Source organism: Mesorhizobium sp. P2_D6, from assembly GCF_056404315.1.
This window is the reverse complement of record NZ_JBFUEG010000007.1, coordinates 227,033-245,385: the sequence shown is the minus strand read 5'-3', so window position 1 is coordinate 245,385 and position 18,353 is coordinate 227,033. Positions and strand designations below refer to the sequence as shown.

The window sequence follows — 18,353 nt, the reverse complement described above, 5'->3', positions numbered from 1 at the left end:
CATGGACATAATCACACCCGCAGCACGGTCGGCCATGATGGGCCGCATCAAAGGCAAGGACACGAAGCCCGAGATGACCGTTCGCAGGCTGGCCCATGCGATGGGCTATCGCTTCCGGCTCCACCGCCGCGATCTGCCGGGAAGGCCCGACGTCGTCTTTCCGTCACGAAATACAGTCGTCTTCGTCCACGGTTGCTTCTGGCATCGCCACGAAGGCTGTAAGTGCTGCTATACTCCCAAGTCAAACATTGAATTCTGGCAAGGAAAGTTTAATGCTAACGTCGCCCGCGATGAACGCGTGCAAGGGGAGCTTCAGGACTTGGGGTGGAAGGTAGCAATCGTATGGGAATGCGAGGTCCATGATCTGCCTGGCTTGAAGTCGAAGCTCCAGGCATATTTGGAATCATGACCGCATCCGACCACCAGCTGATTCGCCGAAACAAGCTCGTTCGCCTGCAGACCGGGGCGACCCCGCGCGCACTCGAAATCTGCTCGGGTTGCGGGGGGCTATCACTCGGACTGAAGACTGCCGGCTTCGAACTTTCCGCGCACATCGAACTCGATGTTGAAGCCGCGCGAAGCTATGCGTTTAATTTCGGCGGCGACCGCAAGCCGGATGACGCTTGGTCGAAGCCGCGCGATATGGAAGATGTAACGGCCGCGAAGCTGGTCAAGGATCTGGGGTTCGAAACATCAGCTTCAGAGTCCTTTGACGTTCTTGCCGCCGGCCTGCCGTGCCAAGCGTTCGCGCGAATTGGGCGCTCCAAGCTACGCTCGATTGCCGGCCACGAAGACGCGTTCCAGAAAGACCCGCGCGCTTCGCTCTACCGCCGCTTCCTCAAATTCGTCGAAGACACGCAGCCGCTGATCATTCTCATCGAAAATGTGCCGGACATTCTGAATTTCGGTGGTCACAACGTGCCCGAGGAAATCTGCGAGACCCTCGAATTGTCGGGATATCGCACCGGTTACACAATCCTCAACGCGGCGTACTACGGCGTACCCCAGGTCCGGGAGCGTCTCTTCATCGTCGCACTCGCCGATGTCCTGGGCAAAGCACCGAAATTTCCGGAACCGCTGCACTTCCTCGATCTGCCGCGCGGGTACGAAGGCTCTCGTCGTGTAGCCCTTAAGCATGTTGACCCCGGAAGCCACCGCTTCCACGAAATTCATATCCCCTCGGCGGACTTGGCCGACGCCGTCGGCGCGAAAGCCGCGCTCGATGACCTGCCGAGGATCAAGGAACACGCCAGCAATCCTGCGGTCATAAGACGCCGCAAGCTCTCGGAAGTTCTGCCCTATCGGGAGCTGGCTACCGGCCCGTCGGCGTATGCACTGAAAATGCGGAACTGGCCCGGCTTCGAAACCGCCGATGGCGCTAACGGCCACCTCATTCGCCTGACCCCGCGGGACTTCCCGATCTTCGCGGGCATGAAGCACGGTGCCGACTATCCGCAGGCACGCGCGCTTGCTGAACAGATGTTCCAGGACGCACTGATCGCCCAGGGGCTGACGCACATCAGCAAGGAGTCGACCGCCTACAGGGATCTGCGCGCGCAGGTGGTTCCGCCGTATGATCCGGAGAAGTTTCCGAACAAGTGGTGGAAGCTTGATCCGTCGAAGCCCTCCCGCACATTGACCGCGCACATGGGGAAGGACACCTACTCGCATATTCACTACGACAGCACGCAGAGGCGGACTGTCTCAGTGCGCGAAGCAGCACGGCTCCAGTCGTTTCCAGACGGTTTCGTCTTTGCCGGCGCGATGAATGCTGCTTTCCGTCAGATCGGCAATGCCGTCCCGCCGCTACTCGGCCTCGCAGTTGCCCGCGTCCTCAAAGAGCAGCTGACCAGTCGAACCGGCAAGAATAAAGAGGCTTCTGACCGGCAGGCGGCGTGACATGTCGCCTGAACGCATCATCGAGATTACCCCGGAAGCACCGGCCCTCATCACGTCGCTGAGAGGCCTGGGTTACTCGCCTGAAACGGCGCTCGCCGATCTGATCGACAACAGCATCACCGCGCAGGCTCGCTCCGTCGAGATTGACCTCCAATGGAATGACGGAACCCCAGTCGTCGCAATTCTCGACGACGGCAAAGGCATAGATGAAAAGCGCCTCGCTCAGGCACTGAAACTCGGCGGACAGGGACCCGACAGTCCCCGTGAGGCATCCGACCTCGGCCGGTTCGGCATGGGGCTCAAGACCGCCTCCCTCTCGCAGTGTCGTCGAATGACCGTCATCACCAAGGCCGACGCGACCCTTAGTGCCATCACACTTGATGTCGACACGATCGCCACGCGTGGCTGGATCGCGATCGTACCCGATCCGCTTCCGACACGTCCGTTCGTGGCGGAACTCGCGCGGCGCCCGTCCGGCACCCTCATCATCTGGGACCGGGTCGACGAACTGAGCGGTCTCGCGGGCCTCCAGAAAGAAGCCTTCTATCTGCGCATCGAAGAAATCCGCGCGCATCTCGGCATGGTCTTTCACCGCTTCATCAGCGGTGATGCGTCGCGCCTTTCAATCACGCTCAACGGACGCGCAATCAAGGCGTGGGACCCCTTCCAGACAACACACCCCTCAACGCAGGAGATGCCCTCCGAACGCATTCGCCACGCGGGGGCGTCGTTCACTGTCAAGCCCTATGTGCTTCCGCACCGTGACCGTTTCGAAAACGATCGGGACTATGAACTCGCAGGCGGCCCTGGTGGCTGGGGCGCACGGCAGGGCTTTTACGTTTATCGCGGCAAGCGCCTGCTTGTCGCAGGCAGCTGGCTCGGTCTCGGCGGCGTTCGAACCTGGACGCGCGACGAAGCGAGCCGCCTCGCTCGCATCGAAGTCGACCTGCCCACCGGGCTTGATCGCGACTGGCGAATTGATGTGCGCAAGTCCCAGGCGCGTCCGCCCGGCGCACTACGTGCCCGCTTGACTGCCATCGCAGGACGCTCCCGCGAAGAAGCTCGAGAAGTGTTCGCTTTCCGCGGCCGGGGTCCCCACCACCACGGCGCGCGCCACGATGTACCCGCAGTCTGGCTGGCTGTGCCGAGCGCCAAAGGCATTCAGTACCGCATCAATCGGGATCATCCCGTTGTTGTCGCATGCCGTGCGGCCGCGACCGGTGGATTGCGCCCGCTTAACGCCGTACTGTCGATCATCGAGCGCAGCGTTCCCGTGGAACGCATCTGGCTCGACGTGTCGGAATCTGAAGGCGCCGAAGTCCCTGCCCTTGACGCCGACGATATTGCACAGCTGACGGAACAACTCGTCGAACTCGGCAAGGCTCTGCCTGCCAGCATGACGACAGACCAGCGCATCGATGCACTTCTACTCAATCTTCCGGGAGACCTGACACAGCTGCGAACGGAACTGACAAGAAGACTGTGGGCTACGCATGGCTGATGTTGTCGAGGCTCTCGCTCTGAGAGCGCGAAAAATTCTGCAGATTCAAAAGGACGTTGGCGACGAGATCACGCGCGAAAGCATCGCGAAGATCATCGGCCTGGATGCGCCCATCTTCAGCCTGACCACGAAGCAGATCATCTCCCCCGAACAGCTTGAGGCGGCAACGCGCTTGCTCTGGACTATCTTTGTCACCGAACAAGGGCCAGCGCTCTCGCTGATCGACACATTACGACCGGCCGCCTGGTATGTCGGCGAGCGACGCCAGCCGGGAGATTTCATGCGGCGCTACCTCAACAAGCTTGAGGAAGACGGATGGCCAGAAGAATCCATTCTGCAGCTGCAGGACAGCACTGCGAGAATCCTTGAAGTAATGGACGATCCCAAGCGGCCCGGCAGCTGGGACTGGCGCGGTCTTGTCGTGGGCGACGTGCAATCAGGAAAGACCGCCAGCTATGCCGGCGTCGTCAACCGCGCTGCAGACGCCGGCTACCGGATCATCATCGTCCTCGCCGGCATGCATAAGATTCTGCGCCTGCAGACGCAGAAGCGCTTCGACAACGACTTCCTGGGTTACGATACCAATCCGAAGACCCGACAGCCCAACCAGCCGATGCGCATCATCGGCGTCGGTAATTTCAACGCGCAGCTGACAGTCGACAGCCTGACGATGGCTGACCCGAACGGAGACTTCAATCAACGCATCGCCGACCAGCTCAGCTTCTCTCCCGTCAACCAGCCTTGTGTGTTCGTCGTCAAGAAGAACGCGAAGGTGCTGGAAAACCTCAACGGCTGGATTTCGCGCCTGCCGGGGCCTGCGAAGGCCGCCCCAGTTCTCGTGATCGACGATGAATCCGACCAGGCGTCAGTTGATACGGGCGACCAGCCGCTCCTGGAAGACGGGACGTTCAAGGAAGAATATGAGCCCAAACGGGTCAATGGTGAAATCCGTCGCCTGCTGATGTCCTTCGAGCGCCGGGTATACGTAGGTTACACGGCAACGCCGTTTGCAAACATTTTCATCCATGACGAACGATCGGCGAAGAATTTCGGCCCCGACCTCTTCCCCTCGACCTTCATCCTTTCGCTCACGCCGCCCGATGACTATTTCGGCCCAGCCGCGGTTTTCGGGACAAACGATGATGCGGACAACCCTGGCCTGCCTCTTGTCCGGCCGCTTGAGCAGACCGAAGAAAACTGGATACCGGAAAAGCACGACAAGACGCTCAAGCCCCTGTTCAAGGGCCAGGATGTCATTCCGAAAAGCCTGGAGCGGGCAATCGACGCCTTCCTGCTCACCTGCGCGGCACGCGCAGCCAGAGGGCAGGAAACCGAACACAACTCGATGCTTGTGCATGTGTCGCGATACGTCGACGTTCATTCCGAGGTTCACCGACAGGTCGAAAAGTACCTGTTCGAAACGCGCGCCATGATTTCCAACGGCGACCGCGAAACACTCCAGCGCCTCAGGTCGGTGTGGGAACGCGACTACCTGCCGACGACCGAAAAAGTCAGAACAACGGTCTATGGGCGTAATACATTGCCCGTCACCTGGGAACAGGTTCTGACCGAGCTTCCGGAAAGCTCGGACAAGATCCAGGTCATCACCGCCAACGGCAAGACGAAGGCCGACATTGACTACGACGCCTACAAGAAGACTGGCTACTCCGTCATCGCCGTGGGCGGTGACAAGCTTTCTCGGGGACTCACGCTCGAAGGGCTCTCAGTCAGCTATTTCCTGCGCATTTCGCGCCAGTATGACAGTCTTCTGCAGATGGGACGCTGGTTCGGCTATCGCCGCGGGTTCGCCGATCTGTGCCGGCTCTTCACGACTTCAGACATGGAAGACTGGTTCCGGTACGTAGCGACCGCGCAGAAGGAACTGCGGGGCCAGTTCTATGAGATGTCCATCACGAACGCGACGCCGAAGCAATTCGGCCTAAAGGTCGCGGTGCATGACATTCTCGAAGTCACCGCGAAGAACAAACAGCGTCACGCCGAACTTCACCAGAGCAGCTACGCCGGTGAGGGCAAAGTCCAGACGATCATGTTCCAGGACGCAACGACTATTGAGCGCAACGCCTCGGTGACCGATGACTTCCTCGTCGCACTCGGGACCGGAACGGACAATCCACGCCGTCCGGGACCGGGTGACAAGAGGGCCTCGGGCACACTGTGGTCGGGCATTTCGGGCCAGGACATTGCTGCTTACCTGAGAAACCTGACCTTCCCCCCCGAAAGCCAGCAAGTCGATGGCAAAAAGCTGGGGACCTACATCAGCGATCAGCTGGCGATGAACCCCGCTGAGCTTACAGACTGGACTGTCTACCTCGCCACCGGTGATGAAGAGCCCGTTGATCTCGGTAACCGCCGCATCAAGTGCATCCTGCGGTCACCCCGGGAATCCAGAAACGACAAGCCCATGCCGGGCGACCGTTTTATTATCGGCACCGCCCTCAGCCCGCTTGATCAGGCCATCGATCTTACCGATGAGGAATTCGAATCTGCGCTGACCATGACCAACAACGAACGGCTGACACGCAACAGGCTGCCGACGGATGTCCCCTCAGGTGAATTTATCCGCAAAGCCCGCGGTGCGCGCCCCCAGAATGGCTTGCTGATCATCTATCCCATCGATCCCGTAAAGGCACAGGTCGAAAAGACTGACCGCCCCGTAATCAGCATCGTTGTCAGCTTCCCGGACAGTGATGCGGCCGACAACCGCGTGTATCTGATCAACAGCGTCCGTCAGCGCGAGGTCTCATGACCGGCTGGCTTGTCTCACTGAACGAAGCCTGGAATACGCTCGCCAAAAGCGCGCCAGTTTCGCGTCAGTATCGTTCCAAATTGATTTCGACTGAGGTTCCTCTCGATGTCCTGGCCGCAATGCGAGCCACGGACAATGCACCGTGTCTGATGCTGCAGGCGGAACTTAATCCGGATGCGCTCTTCGAACTCGGCGGCATGCGCCTAAGCCTCGTGCCCGACACGGCTGGCATATTCCTGGTGCTTTCGCTCGAAGACAGCTCCAGACGCGATCTCTTCGCAACAATCTGTGCCGACGTGGTCAGTGCTGCAGCACTGGCAAACCGCGCTGACGCACTGGATCAATTTCTCGCACGCCTGGACGCCTGGCGACAGTTCCTCCGAGATCGACGCGACGGTCTCTCAAGATCCGAAACCGTTGGCCTGATCGGAGAGCTCATCATTCTCGGTCGGATGCTCACATCTCATGCTAACGGCCTCTCGACCTGGCAGGCACCCAGTGACGGATTGCATGACTTCGTGGACGGAGGCCATGCTCTGGAAATCAAGACGGGGCTCGGACCTTCATCGACGATTACAATTTCTGCTCTGGACCAGCTTGATGTCTCCGGCCTCAGCCGCCTCGATCTCATGCATGTCAGGCTGATTGAGACCCCGGAAGGAAAGCCCCTCCGGGATTTCATCTCCGATGTCTCAGCCCGTCTGCCGAATGATACAGGGCGCCGTGCCTTCGAAAATGCGCTTCTCCGTCGTGGCCTGATGCCCGATGACAATGTTGCACGCGCCGTGCCCAGGGTTCAGCTTCGCGCTATCGAAAGTTACCAGGTCCAGGAGAACTTCCCACGCTTGGTCCGTGCAAATCTTCCGGTCGCCATTACCGACGCCACCTACTCGCTCGAAGTGCGAGCCATCGCAGGCTTTGCCACCGATACGGCCCTCGTCCTTGAAGCGTTCGTTCAAGGAGACCCGTCATGACAGATGACGTAGTAGCGGCATTCTCACAAGAAATCGCCGCCGAGGTCGAAGAAGGCCTCACGACCGACGCACCCTTCTCCCAGGAGGTGTTCACTCGTCTCGTCCTTGAACGACTGGAAGATGCCGGACACTTGGAATCGACGTTTCCGCTCTACCAGGAAGGCCGCGTTAGAAACGCGCTCTATCGGATCGATGGCTACGCCTTTGACGAAGAGCGTTCGCGCCTTGACCTGTTCACGACCATTTACAGTGGTGAGCTTCCGGCAGCGAAGCTGCCGACTGCCGATGTGACAAAGGCCATCGAGCGCGCGCTTCGTTTCGCCAATGCGTGCGTTAACGGCTTGGCAAAGGACTTGGAGCCGTCAAACACAGACGCAAGCGATCTGGCCCGCCTGATCGAAACGCAGGCTAAGGACTTGGCCGTCATTCGCGTGGTCCTGCTCACCGATGGCATCGTCGGCAGTCTGGCCGGCTCAACGCAGTGGCGGGATCGCGAAGTCCTGTTCGAGGCATATGATATCGTCAGGCTTCAGCGCGTCCTCGGTGAAGGCGAAACGCGGGCCGATATCACGGTAGACCTTGTGGCACTTACCGGCGACGGCGTTTCCTGTCTCCATGTGCCCAGCCATGACGGCGGCTATGACGCGTACCTTGCAGTTCTACCCGGTGAGGCCCTTTCAAAAATCTACGAGCGCTACGGTGTGCGCCTGCTCGAACTCAACGTCCGGGCATTTCTCGGCCTTCAGGGCAGGAAGAGCGTCAACGCCGAGCTGCGCCGCACGATCGTTGAACAGCCGTCCATGTTCCTCGCCTTCAATAACGGAATCGTGGCAACAGTCGATGATCTCGAACTCGCCGACAACGGCGCTGGCGGAACAGAAATCACATCTTTAAGGGGACTTCAGATCGTGAATGGCGGCCAGACAACGGCGTCCCTTCACCGCGCGCGCCGCAAGGAAAGTCTCAGCCTCGACAACGTCTCGGTTCCCATCAAGATCATTAAGGTGGGCGGTGCCGACCTCGGCGAAATGGTATCCTCCATTTCCCGGGCCGCCAACCGCCAGAACACAGTGCAACTCGCCGATTTCTCGGCAAACGATCCTTTTCACCAGAACATCGAGACGATGGCCAACAATACGTGGCTCGATGATGGCAAAGGCCGCTGGTTCTACGAGAGGGCTCGCGGCTCCTACATCGCAGCCGAACAGAAAGCGGCCTACCGCAAAACGGAACAGCAGGCCTTCCGCATGCAGACGCCCAAGAACAGGCGTCTCAGCAAGCTGGACGTCGCCCGCTATCTCGCCGCCTGGGATGGACTTCCATACCGGGTCTGCCTTGGTGGCCAGAAGAACTTCCAGCACTTCATGCAGCTACTCAAAGATGAGCCTCAGAGGCCTATCGGCGACGCATGGTTCAAAAGGCTGGTTGCACTGGCGGTACTCTATCGCGCTACCGAGAAGAAGGTCCGAAGCATGAAGTTTCCGGCCTACGGAGCGCAGATCACAGCCTATGTCGTGGCCGGTCTCTCCCACAGAGCCGGGGGCAGGGTCGACTTCAACCGCCTCTGGTCTCGCCAAGCCATCAGCCCGGAGTTGGAACAGCTCATTGAAACCTGGGCCCCGCAAATGGATATCGCCATGCGCGCGTCCGCCGGTCAGAAGAACCCCAGCGAGTGGTACAAGAAGGACGAATGCTGGCAGGAAATTCAGAACCAGCTTCCGCCTCTCGGCGACCCGCTTCCTCCAGAGCTGTCCTATGCCGCGGGGAGCGCTGAAGATGGCTCTATGGTCGCGCCCGTGGGCACGACGCATTCGGTCGCGGACTATGACCGCATAGCTCTGTGCATGAAGCTCAACGGTGCGATCTGGCTCGACGTGGCGGAGAAAGGTCAGAAGGCCGGTGTGGTACACTACCGCGTGGCCGCGATCTGCCGCACACTTGCCAGCTATGCGGCTGGCGGCTGGGGACAGAAGCCATCACCGAAGCAGGCAAAGCCGGCACTTGAAGCTGCGTTCGCTGTCGACCGCGCGGGGGTCGTAGCAACCGGTCTTATCGAGCGGGCCGCTGAAGCCAGTTAGGCTTCTTTCGGAAATTCCTCTTCGAGCCATGCCTTGACGGCGGGCAGGCTGCCTCGGCCATTCCTTCGCAACAACTCCACGATGTCCTTGGCAGATAGGATCAGGATCGGGTGCTGATCTTCCTTGATCTCCTTGTAAGCCTGGAGATCAACGCATGACGTGGTGACCAGAACACCGAACTGCCGGTGCCTCAGACGGGAGATCAGCCGGGACATGTCCTTTACCCCCACAGCGGTCGGCGGCGAGTAACACTTCGCCTCAAGGGCGAAGTCCATAAGGATACCGCTCGGACCGGTACCGACACGCAGCTGGCCTACAGCATCGCGACCTCCGTCACGCGATGGTCGCGTTACGTCTAGGCCCGCGATGTCTGGAATCATCAGTCGCGCAAGTGCAGCGGCACAATGCTCGAAGGCGTGGGGACGGTCCTTGAAATGCTCGCGGACAGCGCCGATCAACGCTTGGCCGTCCTTGTCGTCAGGCAGTTGCTCCGCCCGCGAACGGTACTCCATGGTACGACCTGCGATCAGTGCCTTGCGCTTGCCTGTCTTGCGCCATGTCTTCCAGGCATCGGGAGCAAGCCCGTGATTCGGCTGTTTCGCAACTATGCTGTCGATCCATGCGCGCGACATCTGTGCCGCATCGAGAACCGTGAAACGCGCTCGATAATTTTGGAATCTACTGCCCTTGACGTTGCGCCAGATCGCGACCAGTTCCTCAGAGGCATCAAGATCGCTGGCGCCGGGCACCGCCAATCCGAGAAATCTGACATCGCGCGATACGCCTACGCTTGAAAAAAGGAAGATAGGCGGGACAACGCCTCGTCCTTCGGCGCCCGAGCGAGAATCTTCGAAGATCGTCTTCAGGATCAGGTTGCCGTCGCGCCCGGTGTCGTGCAGGTCGCGCCCCGGCTTCTTATTATCGCCGTAGTAGGTAAAGATGCCCGTCTCGGCATCAAGATCGTCAGGCCAGTCCGCATCGTTCATGCTCGTCATCAGCACGAGCATCTCCAGCTTGCCCTTCACCTTGCCGCGGTAGCGAAAACCGCCCTGACTGTCGACGCGCATGAGCGTAGGTAGCGGATCATCGCCCGCATTGCCTTTGCGGCCGCCCTGGTAGATTGCGTCTACATGCAGATCGGAACTGGATAGCTGATCAACTGGAACGACTTTCACGATTCCCCCTGAAGCGATTTTGGGGGCATTTGCTGATGAAGTCGAGACGAAGGCCTTATTGTATTTTCATAACCACCAATGGCGTTTGCTTCGGACGGGCTCTCGTGAACGGAGGCCTTCGGTATCCGCCATCCGGCGTCCATCCCTGGCGTTTTGGCGGCGCAGACTTGAACATTGCCTGAAAGCGTCGTTGGACAACGGAGGACTGCGTGGCCGCAGCGCTCAACGGTCTGGATCAGCAAGAGCCAGTTAGAACTCCATCGCTCCACAATGAAGCGCTCTTGCGCGAACACGAAGCTGCCTACCATTGAGGGGCAGCTCTAGGCAGCAGCACTGCCAGCCAGGTCTGAAATAGGCGCGTTGCCGATCGGCAGTTTGGGGGCCGCTTGCGGTCTGATCGCTCTCGATCCTAATTCGCGGAAATCTGTTATTCGGTCCTCGATCACTTAGGACCCCAGTGGTCTCTTGCTCGCCTCCTTAGCGGCTGTTGCCGGAGCGCGGCGACTCGGTCCGACCGGTCACTGATTGTCACCTCCTAGGACTAAGCCGTGACGCGGTTTCGGTGCGCGCTAGCGCAGGGAGCCTCTACCTTAGCCTAATCGGCGCGCTCAACTCCTTCATCAGGACTCTGCGTGTTTTCAGCGCGTACCATGGATCAGGCAACGATTTTCAAGAAGTGCCGCTCTGCCAGCCTCCAACAAAATTCTCTTCGCGGAGTCATCTCGCGCGTCTCGGCTTGTGGTAAGAGGGGTCAATTCTTCTGCAAACTGTCCTCGCTAATGTCCCGCATGCCATTTCCCGAACTTCCGCCGTCTCGAAAAACAGCCGAGTCTGAGCGATATCTGCTCTCGAAGCACAATGTTTTGAGATCATTCGACGTCGTGGAGCAGCTTGCGACGGACGAGAGAAAGTTCAGCAAAAAAGATCGTGAGGCTGTCCTCTATCACTTCCTTCAGCTTCGGTCGACGCTCGCGCGCACCCTTTGGAAAGCTGGCCTCTACATCGGCGTCTCAGTGCTCGACGAGTTCGTACTTGAGGCGGTGAAGACCGGCCAAACGGACATCTGTCGCCGGGTTCTCGATGATCTCCAGAGCGCGGGTATCGATCGCCCTGGCTTTGTGCTCTATCCGCTCACCGAGTTTGGGATGGAAGTCCCGTTCCTCCGATCCTCACCTGATCTGCGTGACATGGCAGTGTTCAAGGAAGCCAATTTTGCGGTGACGGCTCAGACCGGGACCGTGGAGACCGCCTACGCCAGAATGAACGAGATGGCTGCAGCGCTCGACATAACTGCCGTCCCCGACCGATCGAGTTTCGAGCATCATGTTCAGGCCGGGAACATGAATTGGATAACGCGCAATCCTCTTCTACTGGTCCGTCTCTCCTCTCACACGGGGGCCTACTATGAGAACCAGTTTATTTACATGCTAAAAATTCGGATCGCGGCTGCGATGGTTGTTATGTTGCACGCCCTAAGCGTCGATGCAGGCATTACGGTCAATAAATTCAATTCAACCGCCGAACTCAACAACTTCGAGACCCTTGATATCCGGCACTATCTCGTTGGCGAGGCGACCCAAGCGGAACGACCGCTTAACCTCCGTCGCGTGCCGATGAACGTCGCGGCCCTGGAGCTGGCCCGATTGTCGGATTTGGCGGTGACGCTAAGCACTCGCACGTTGGCGTCCCCAGAGCTCGTCGCGCTGGAGCGGCGGCTGACGCCCGCTCTCCAGACCGTCGAGGACGGTTACCTACGATATGTCAACCTGACATCGGGCGAACGGGTACACAGCCGGGTCTTCCGCCGGCTGGTGACTGCGATCGAGTGGTACAGACAGTCATTCGGGTCTCGAACAAACGAGGCCGAGGCGATCGTTGCTCTGGCCGTCGCCTTTGAGACCCTGCTGACCGACTTTTACGCGCCTGGAAGCGTCGCACGCCTTGAGCGTCGCGTAGGAATTTGCCTAAATCAGCAACCAGATGTGCGGCAGTACCAAGACAGCGTCGTCACGGTTCACAAGGCCCGCAGTGAGATTGTCCACACGGGCGACGGTGGTCGCGAAACGGACATCCGCCGCGCGCAAGCCGCATTCACGCTCTGCTTCCTCGAGGTTGCGGCGCGACTTGACCGTCTAAATAGGACGATGTCCGATCCCATTCGCGAGCTTCTCGGCGACAGCCTAACGCGAGAGGAGATCGAGGCAAGAGTCGGCGGGACGGCATAGCGTAGGCGCTTTCACAGTTCGCGCAAAGGAGGCGGCGATGGAGGAGGAAATTGCAGGGTTCATGCTGAAAGCGTCGAAGTTTGAGTTCTTCGTAGTCAATCGGGATATAGAACTCGCTGTGACAAAATCAGTGAGGTCCCTTACCGTGATTTCGGGCATCAACTGGACAAAGCTCGCACAGCGCGTTGAGGCGAGGTTTCCATTTGCTTCTTTCGATTTTTCTAAGTCAGCATTCGAGATTTTTGCGCAAACCGCGCCACAATATCTGGTGGTGAAGGAGAAAAGTCGGGTCGATTGGGACAGCGACAACGAACCAATCGATTCCTGGGATCGTCTCTTGTCACGAGGTTACTCACAACTACGCAACAACGTTGCCCACGGCAACAAGAAACAGAAGGCAGCGCCGTTCACTTATGAACGTACGGCTCAATTTTTGCCTGCCGGTCTGGCACTGATGGAGTTCGTTGCGAAAGAGGTTCTTGGCGAGTCCGACTGGGACACCCCCATCTTTAGCTAGGGCCTCAGCATATCCTTAACGGTGCGTCGGTGCAGAGGTGCCGAGCCTGTCGGCTTTCAATGGAAGACTTCTGACCCTGCGGAAAACAGAGACGGGCGAACGGAGCGGGTGTCTCCGACGGGTTCGGACTGCTTGGTTTCGATGAGCAAAGTGATGAATCGACCTCGTAGCTGCCGGTTCCGCACGACCGTCATATGTCACCGCACAGGTTGCGGAAGCCGTCAGGGCGTAGGATAAAAGTCGCAAGCCGCAGAGTACCGATGGTGCGGCGAGAGGCAATGTCCGCAAGACTTGTCTCGCCGCGAGTTATACTTGTGGATGGAGAATTTCATGAAGCGCTACCCACAAACCTTCCTCCAGGCGCTCGCGGCTTGGCAGAACGGCTGGGGTGAAGATCCCCTTAGAAGACGAAAGGTGATCCTGACCTTGCAAGAGGCCCTAGCGCACGCTCGCATGATTCCGCTCGAAGCTTTCCAAGTCTCCGAGGTCTGCTATCGGAAGAGGTTTCTGGTCCCTCACAATCCGCAAAATGGGGGCGACCTATTACCGTTGTTCTGGGACGGATCGATTATTGAGGGGGTTGCCAGCTGGTCAACCGACATCAAATACGTGACTGTGTCATTCAAGAAGGGTCAACGCCCCGGAGCAATCGCGACGCTTTTCGCCACAACACCGTCTCAGGAGGACGTCGTGTTGAACATCAAGGCGCTTTGGAACGACAACGAGTTCCGAGAGGCTGTCCACGAGTATCAATCGAGTGCAGACCCCCTCGCCGGCGCGTTGCTCAATTTTGGAGCGAAACAATCCGAGATCTTGCTGAAATCGACGTTGCGTGTTGATGAGATAAATGGATTTTGCGGAGCAGTGCCGTCACTTGAAGAAGTGTGCCAAGCAGCTGGGATTTCTGACGCCGACGAAGAAGATACGATATGGCAGAAAATGGTTGATTTGGATTACTTGCCGACGAAGGATTTCTGGATTTTCGATGACGCGGCCAATCGCGCGATAAATGCTGTCGCCCACCGCTTCCACGAGCGCCTGAAGGAACGGCTGGCGGCAGGGCTGGCTCAAAGCCCAGCAGGTTGAAGGATCAGGTGACTTCGCATGATTGAGCGAACCATACTGCGTCGGCAGCACTCGAACGTCCGCTATTGAGTTGCCTTTGGGAGAGCAACGTGGTCGAATCGAGCAGAGGTAAAGCCTCGGCGAGGCGATCTCTGGCCCCCTGTCACTAAATGCATATACGCAAACGCGACGACCAACTCGAAAGATGTGTTGCATCATCGCGAGATCTGGGCACCGGTAAACTCCTACATCCGTGTCAAAAATTTCCGCATAGCATCCTTACGCGCGCTGTGATCGAGCGCATAATTTGCGCGCTCGAACGTCACTCCATCGAGCAAAGCCTGAATATAGCTGGCTACTGTGTCACCCGCCATTACGAGTGCGGTGTCTACGGTGTGAATGTAGCGGCTCGTGATCGTCCCGCGAGAATGTCCCACCAAGGCGGCTATCGTCGACTCTGTAAAGCCGAGATCGTTCGCCACGCTTGCGAAGCTGTGACGAAGCACGTGAGGTGTAACACTTTCAAGTGGTGTGTCTTTGACGAGCTTTTCCCACAGCTTTGGGAAGCCGACTAATGGCTTACCGTCCTCCGTGCCGTGGAACACGAAATCAGCCTCATTGTCGGACAATAGTGGTTGGAGCAACTCGACCACGGGCAAGCCGATGGCCCTGGTCGATGCGCCTTCCTTGGAATCTTCAAGCCTTATGCAACTGCGCTGAATATCAATCTCGCCCATTCTCAAATTGATGATCTCGCCACGTCGGCATCCCGTCATAGCGAGGGTCCGCACCATTTTGGTAGCCGTTGAAAACTGCGGGTCGAGAGCGGCATCCGCGAGAATCTTGCCTAACGCTCGATACTCGCGCTCGGTCAGGCGACGGTCACGGACGCGATCTTTTGGCTTACGAAAGCCGTGAACCGGATTCTTTTCGATGATCCCTTCTCTAATTGCATAAGAGAAGATGCTACCGAGAAGACCTACGCCGCGCGAGCCGGTGCCAATGCCTCCGCGAACGATCGCTCGCCCTCGCTTCTTCGTTTTGATGTCGGCCCGGGTTTTGCCATTGGCAACATCGCGCAGAAATTTGGCGATGTCTGCCATAGTGATCTCGGTCACTCTGCGGTTCCCGAGAAGCGGTAGGATGTGGCGCTTTATACGGCTGCGGTCGATCTCCATAGTCGACGGCTTCTTAGGGTGACCGCCTTTGCCAGGTACAAGGCCAGCTTCACAATCAGCCAAATATCGGGTGCAGAGTTCTTTGACGGTGATCGTTTTGGCGTCGAGAAGTTTCGTCTCCGCAGGATTGTCGCCTTGCGCGATCCGACCGATCAGTATGCGGGCCTCTTTTCGGGCCGCTTCTGGGGCCCAGACCCCGTGTGGACCGATTGTGAATCGGCGGGTCCGACCTTTAGCTCGATACTGCACGAGATAGCTGCGCTTACCGGATGAAAACACGCGCAGCCCAAAGCCAGGCAACTCATCATCCCAAAGGAAGTAGTCCGACTTGCCCGGTCCAGCTTGATCCACGGTTCGTTTGTTCAGCTTAGCCATCGCACACCTCAGGGTTCTGTCGAAGTGATTCCGCGGAAGCACCACGGAAGCACCCGGACGGAAACTCCGGACTGCGGTAGGATACTGGCTTCGGTTTTCGGGTCGACAAAAAGTCAGTCGTCGTAGTAGCTTAGCGAACGATATCGGAGAGACGGAAGCTATTGAAAAGACTGGCTAAATCAGCCTCCGAAGGCAGAGGTCACAGGTTCGAATCCTGTCGGGTGCGCCAAACAACCTCTGTATTTGCGGGCGTTTTTGTTGGTAGAGCTACGCCTTACCCCTCCCCTGACCTACTTTGCTTAAGAAACCAAAAAGTCGGTGAGGGACCGGCCGCATGCCTTTTTTTTCCTGCGAACCGAGATAAGACTAACCGGTTAGTTCCGATTGGAGATTGGCGCCGGTTCGGGAGCGCAGGAAATAGCCGACAGCAGACATGACCCTTAGAAGGAAACAACCAACACGATCCGATCCTGAAAATCGAAAATAGCCGACAGGGCAGTTCGAAACTTGGAATAGGGGCCAGAGCAGATAATATTTCTGCTCTGTTGAGTCTGCACATTTTCCAGGCGTTTACGGCCACGATGAAAATTCGCGTGAGCTAGGTGACGAAACAACTCGCGGCCAATTTTTCCAAAAAAGCGCGACGTACCCCAACATTTCTAGGGCGAAGTGGGACGTCTGTCAGACAACTATTCCAACACGGGGGGTTAAAATGCGACCATATTCCAAATCAATCATAGATCTTTTCGACGGCAAAAAGCGGTATCTTGTTCCGCTCTATCAAAGGCAGTACGCGTGGAAAGTCAGCCCGCAGCTTGAATTGCTGTGGGAGGACATTGAGCGCGCTGTTGAGAAACTCGCGTCCGGGAGAACGTCGATTGCTCCCCACTTCATGGGCGCCATCGTCATTGCGGAAATAAAAACTTTCGACAAGCAGGTCCGCGCGTACGAGGTGATCGACGGACAGCAGCGCCTCACCACTTTTCAATTGTTGCTAGCAGCACTTCGTGACGTGGCCCCGGCGAACAAGTCGAACTATGCAAGCGAAGTGAGCAAGTACCTTTTGAATGATGGCGTCATGGAGACTCCTCAGGTCGAGCGATACAAACTATGGCCCACTCTGACAGATCGTCGTGCGTACGTGGCTTTAATGGACCCGAAAGCGGACCTGACGAAAATCGGCGTTGTGGCAGCGGATGAAGATGGTGTGGTCCGCTTGGCCGTGGCTGCCCAGTCATGGTTTCGAAGCCGGATTGAACAACACGTTGGAACCGGAGATGCCTTCGACGAGTTCCGCCTTGAAAAGCTTTTTGAAGCACTGAAGAACGGTTTAGCGACCGTCTCGATCGAACTCGAAGGGGGTGATGACCCCCAGACCATTTTTGAGACGCTGAACAGCCGGGGGGTCGACCTGTCCGCAGGTGACCTCATGAGGAATTTCATATTCCAACGGGCAAAGGGGATGGGCCAGAAGGACGGCTCCCTTACCATCGACGACCTGTACAGCCGGTATTGGCTTCCTCTTGATCACTGGTTCTGGCGCGAGGGCGAAACTCGCGGGAGGCAGTCCAGGGAAAGATTGGACTGGCTTCTTGTAGACCATCTATCAATGAAAAGAGCGGATTTGATATCCGTCGAAAATCTCTTCGAAAGCTACCGGAGGTGGATCCTCAACGATGAGCCATTCGAAAGCGTCAACGCTGAGCTTCAATCCATCGCGAGCAGCGCTTCAATTCATCGTCAAATTACCGACGGGCGCTCGGACAACGTGCTCGGTCGGTTCGGAATGTTCTCTCGAGCGTTCGACGTTTCAACAACAATGCCGCTGGTCCTCTATTTGGCGACTGAAGCGAAGCTCGACGATAGCGGGCTATCCGAGGCGTTAGGAATGCTTGAATCTCTCATTCTACGCCGGGATATCTGCGGGCTTCCCACAGCTGGGTACAATCGACTGTTTGTTTCTACGATCGATCGACTTCGAGCCTCGGAGTCCGACACGATAAGTGAGCTTCGGCAGCAGCTCTCGTCGGCCACGGTTGACACTTTTCGATGGCCCAGGGATCAAGAGTGGCGAACGGGGTGGCTGGGTAGAGACCAATACAAAAGCAACAGGCAGCCGCGTCTTCGCTACATTTTCGAAGCCCTTGAAAAGCGCAAGCGAACGGTTCTTTCCGAAGAGATAGAAATTCGCTCGCCCCTGAGCATTGAGCACATTTTGCCTCAAAAGTGGCGCGACCATTGGCCGGTGCCAGGTTTTGATCACATGTCCGTTGGAGAAGGCGACTTGGATAAAACGATCCGAGAATTGGATCGCGAACACTGCGTGAACAAACTCGGGAACCTAACGCTACTCACAAGTCCGCTGAATTCTAAAAATTCGAACGCAGAATTTGCGGTGAAGCTGCCGTTGATCCGCGCTCATGCTAGCTTAGCTCTAAACCGCGAACTCAACGGTTACCAGCATTGGGACGAGACAACTGTGACAACCCGAGGAACCGCGCTTTTTGAAACAGCGCGGCAGATATGGTTATCCCCTGACACGGCAAACGACGTGGAAATCGATCTTGATCTTTAGTGAAATTGTTTCCAGCGAGTGATG

Annotated in this window: 12 protein-coding genes; 10 read left to right on the top strand and 2 right to left on the bottom strand. The window is 57.7% G+C overall.

Annotated features, from left to right (window positions below; translation table 11 throughout):
• Window position 1: 1 nt before the first annotated feature.
• The 6 genes from AC1D1L_RS17440 to AC1D1L_RS17415 are packed head-to-tail and all read left to right on the top strand — an operon-like array spanning window position 2 to window position 9,219.
• Window positions 2-409: a very short patch repair endonuclease gene (locus tag AC1D1L_RS17440; RefSeq protein ID WP_477342746.1), complete on the top strand. Its 408-nt coding sequence runs from the start codon at window positions 2-4 to the stop codon at window positions 407-409.
• The gene (locus AC1D1L_RS17435) at window positions 406-1,899 is read left to right on the top strand and encodes a DNA cytosine methyltransferase (protein WP_477342745.1); all 1,494 of its coding nucleotides are present in this window, start codon (window positions 406-408) and stop codon (window positions 1,897-1,899) included. The genes AC1D1L_RS17440 and AC1D1L_RS17435 overlap by 4 nt, the downstream gene beginning before the upstream one ends.
• Window position 1,900: 1 nt before the next feature.
• Complete coding sequence (locus tag AC1D1L_RS17430; RefSeq protein ID WP_477342744.1) at window positions 1,901-3,400, top strand: ATP-binding protein; 1,500 nt, start codon at window positions 1,901-1,903, stop codon at window positions 3,398-3,400.
• Window positions 3,393-6,167 (top strand): Z1 domain-containing protein, encoded by a 2,775-nt coding sequence (locus AC1D1L_RS17425; RefSeq protein WP_477342743.1) that lies wholly within the window; start codon window positions 3,393-3,395, stop codon window positions 6,165-6,167. The genes AC1D1L_RS17430 and AC1D1L_RS17425 overlap by 8 nt, the downstream gene beginning before the upstream one ends.
• Window positions 6,164-7,141, top strand: coding sequence for a PD-(D/E)XK motif protein (locus AC1D1L_RS17420; RefSeq protein WP_477342742.1), 978 nt, complete (start codon window positions 6,164-6,166; stop codon window positions 7,139-7,141). Before AC1D1L_RS17425 ends, AC1D1L_RS17420 begins: the two co-directional genes overlap by 4 nt.
• Window positions 7,138-9,219, top strand: a complete 2,082-nt coding sequence (locus AC1D1L_RS17415; protein ID WP_477342741.1) for an AIPR family protein — start codon at window positions 7,138-7,140, stop codon at window positions 9,217-9,219. The genes AC1D1L_RS17420 and AC1D1L_RS17415 overlap by 4 nt, the downstream gene beginning before the upstream one ends.
• Here AC1D1L_RS17415 and AC1D1L_RS17410 read toward each other — a convergent pair.
• Window positions 9,216-10,394 (bottom strand): restriction endonuclease, encoded by a 1,179-nt coding sequence (locus AC1D1L_RS17410; RefSeq protein WP_477342740.1) that lies wholly within the window; start codon window positions 10,392-10,394, stop codon window positions 9,216-9,218. The two genes, AC1D1L_RS17415 and AC1D1L_RS17410, sit on opposite strands and share 4 nt — an antisense overlap.
• Window positions 10,395-11,182: 788 nt before the next feature.
• On the opposite strand from AC1D1L_RS17410, the gene AC1D1L_RS17405 reads away from it, so the two are divergent.
• The 3 genes from AC1D1L_RS17405 (at window position 11,183) to AC1D1L_RS17395 (ending at window position 14,222) form a co-directional block, all read left to right on the top strand.
• Entirely contained in the window at window positions 11,183-12,619 is a 1,437-nt protein-coding gene (locus tag AC1D1L_RS17405; protein WP_477342739.1) for a hypothetical protein, read from the top strand.
• Between the two features lie 37 nt (window positions 12,620-12,656).
• Window positions 12,657-13,136 carry a hypothetical protein gene (locus AC1D1L_RS17400; RefSeq protein ID WP_477342738.1) on the top strand — a complete coding sequence of 160 codons (480 nt, stop codon included), beginning with the start codon at window positions 12,657-12,659 and terminating at the stop codon, window positions 13,134-13,136.
• Between the two features lie 330 nt (window positions 13,137-13,466).
• Window positions 13,467-14,222: a hypothetical protein gene (locus tag AC1D1L_RS17395; RefSeq protein WP_477342737.1), complete on the top strand. Its 756-nt coding sequence runs from the start codon at window positions 13,467-13,469 to the stop codon at window positions 14,220-14,222.
• Between the two features lie 224 nt (window positions 14,223-14,446).
• Here the strand turns inward: AC1D1L_RS17395 and AC1D1L_RS17390 are convergent, their stop codons facing one another.
• On the bottom strand, window positions 14,447-15,754 hold the full coding sequence (locus tag AC1D1L_RS17390) for a tyrosine-type recombinase/integrase (RefSeq protein WP_477342736.1): 1,308 nt from the start codon (window positions 15,752-15,754) through the stop codon (window positions 14,447-14,449).
• Between the two features lie 712 nt (window positions 15,755-16,466).
• Between AC1D1L_RS17390 and AC1D1L_RS17385 the strand changes: the two genes are divergently transcribed.
• On the top strand, window positions 16,467-18,329 hold the full coding sequence (locus AC1D1L_RS17385; RefSeq protein ID WP_477342735.1) for a DUF262 domain-containing protein: 1,863 nt from the start codon (window positions 16,467-16,469) through the stop codon (window positions 18,327-18,329).
• Window positions 18,330-18,353: the final 24 nt, after the last annotated feature.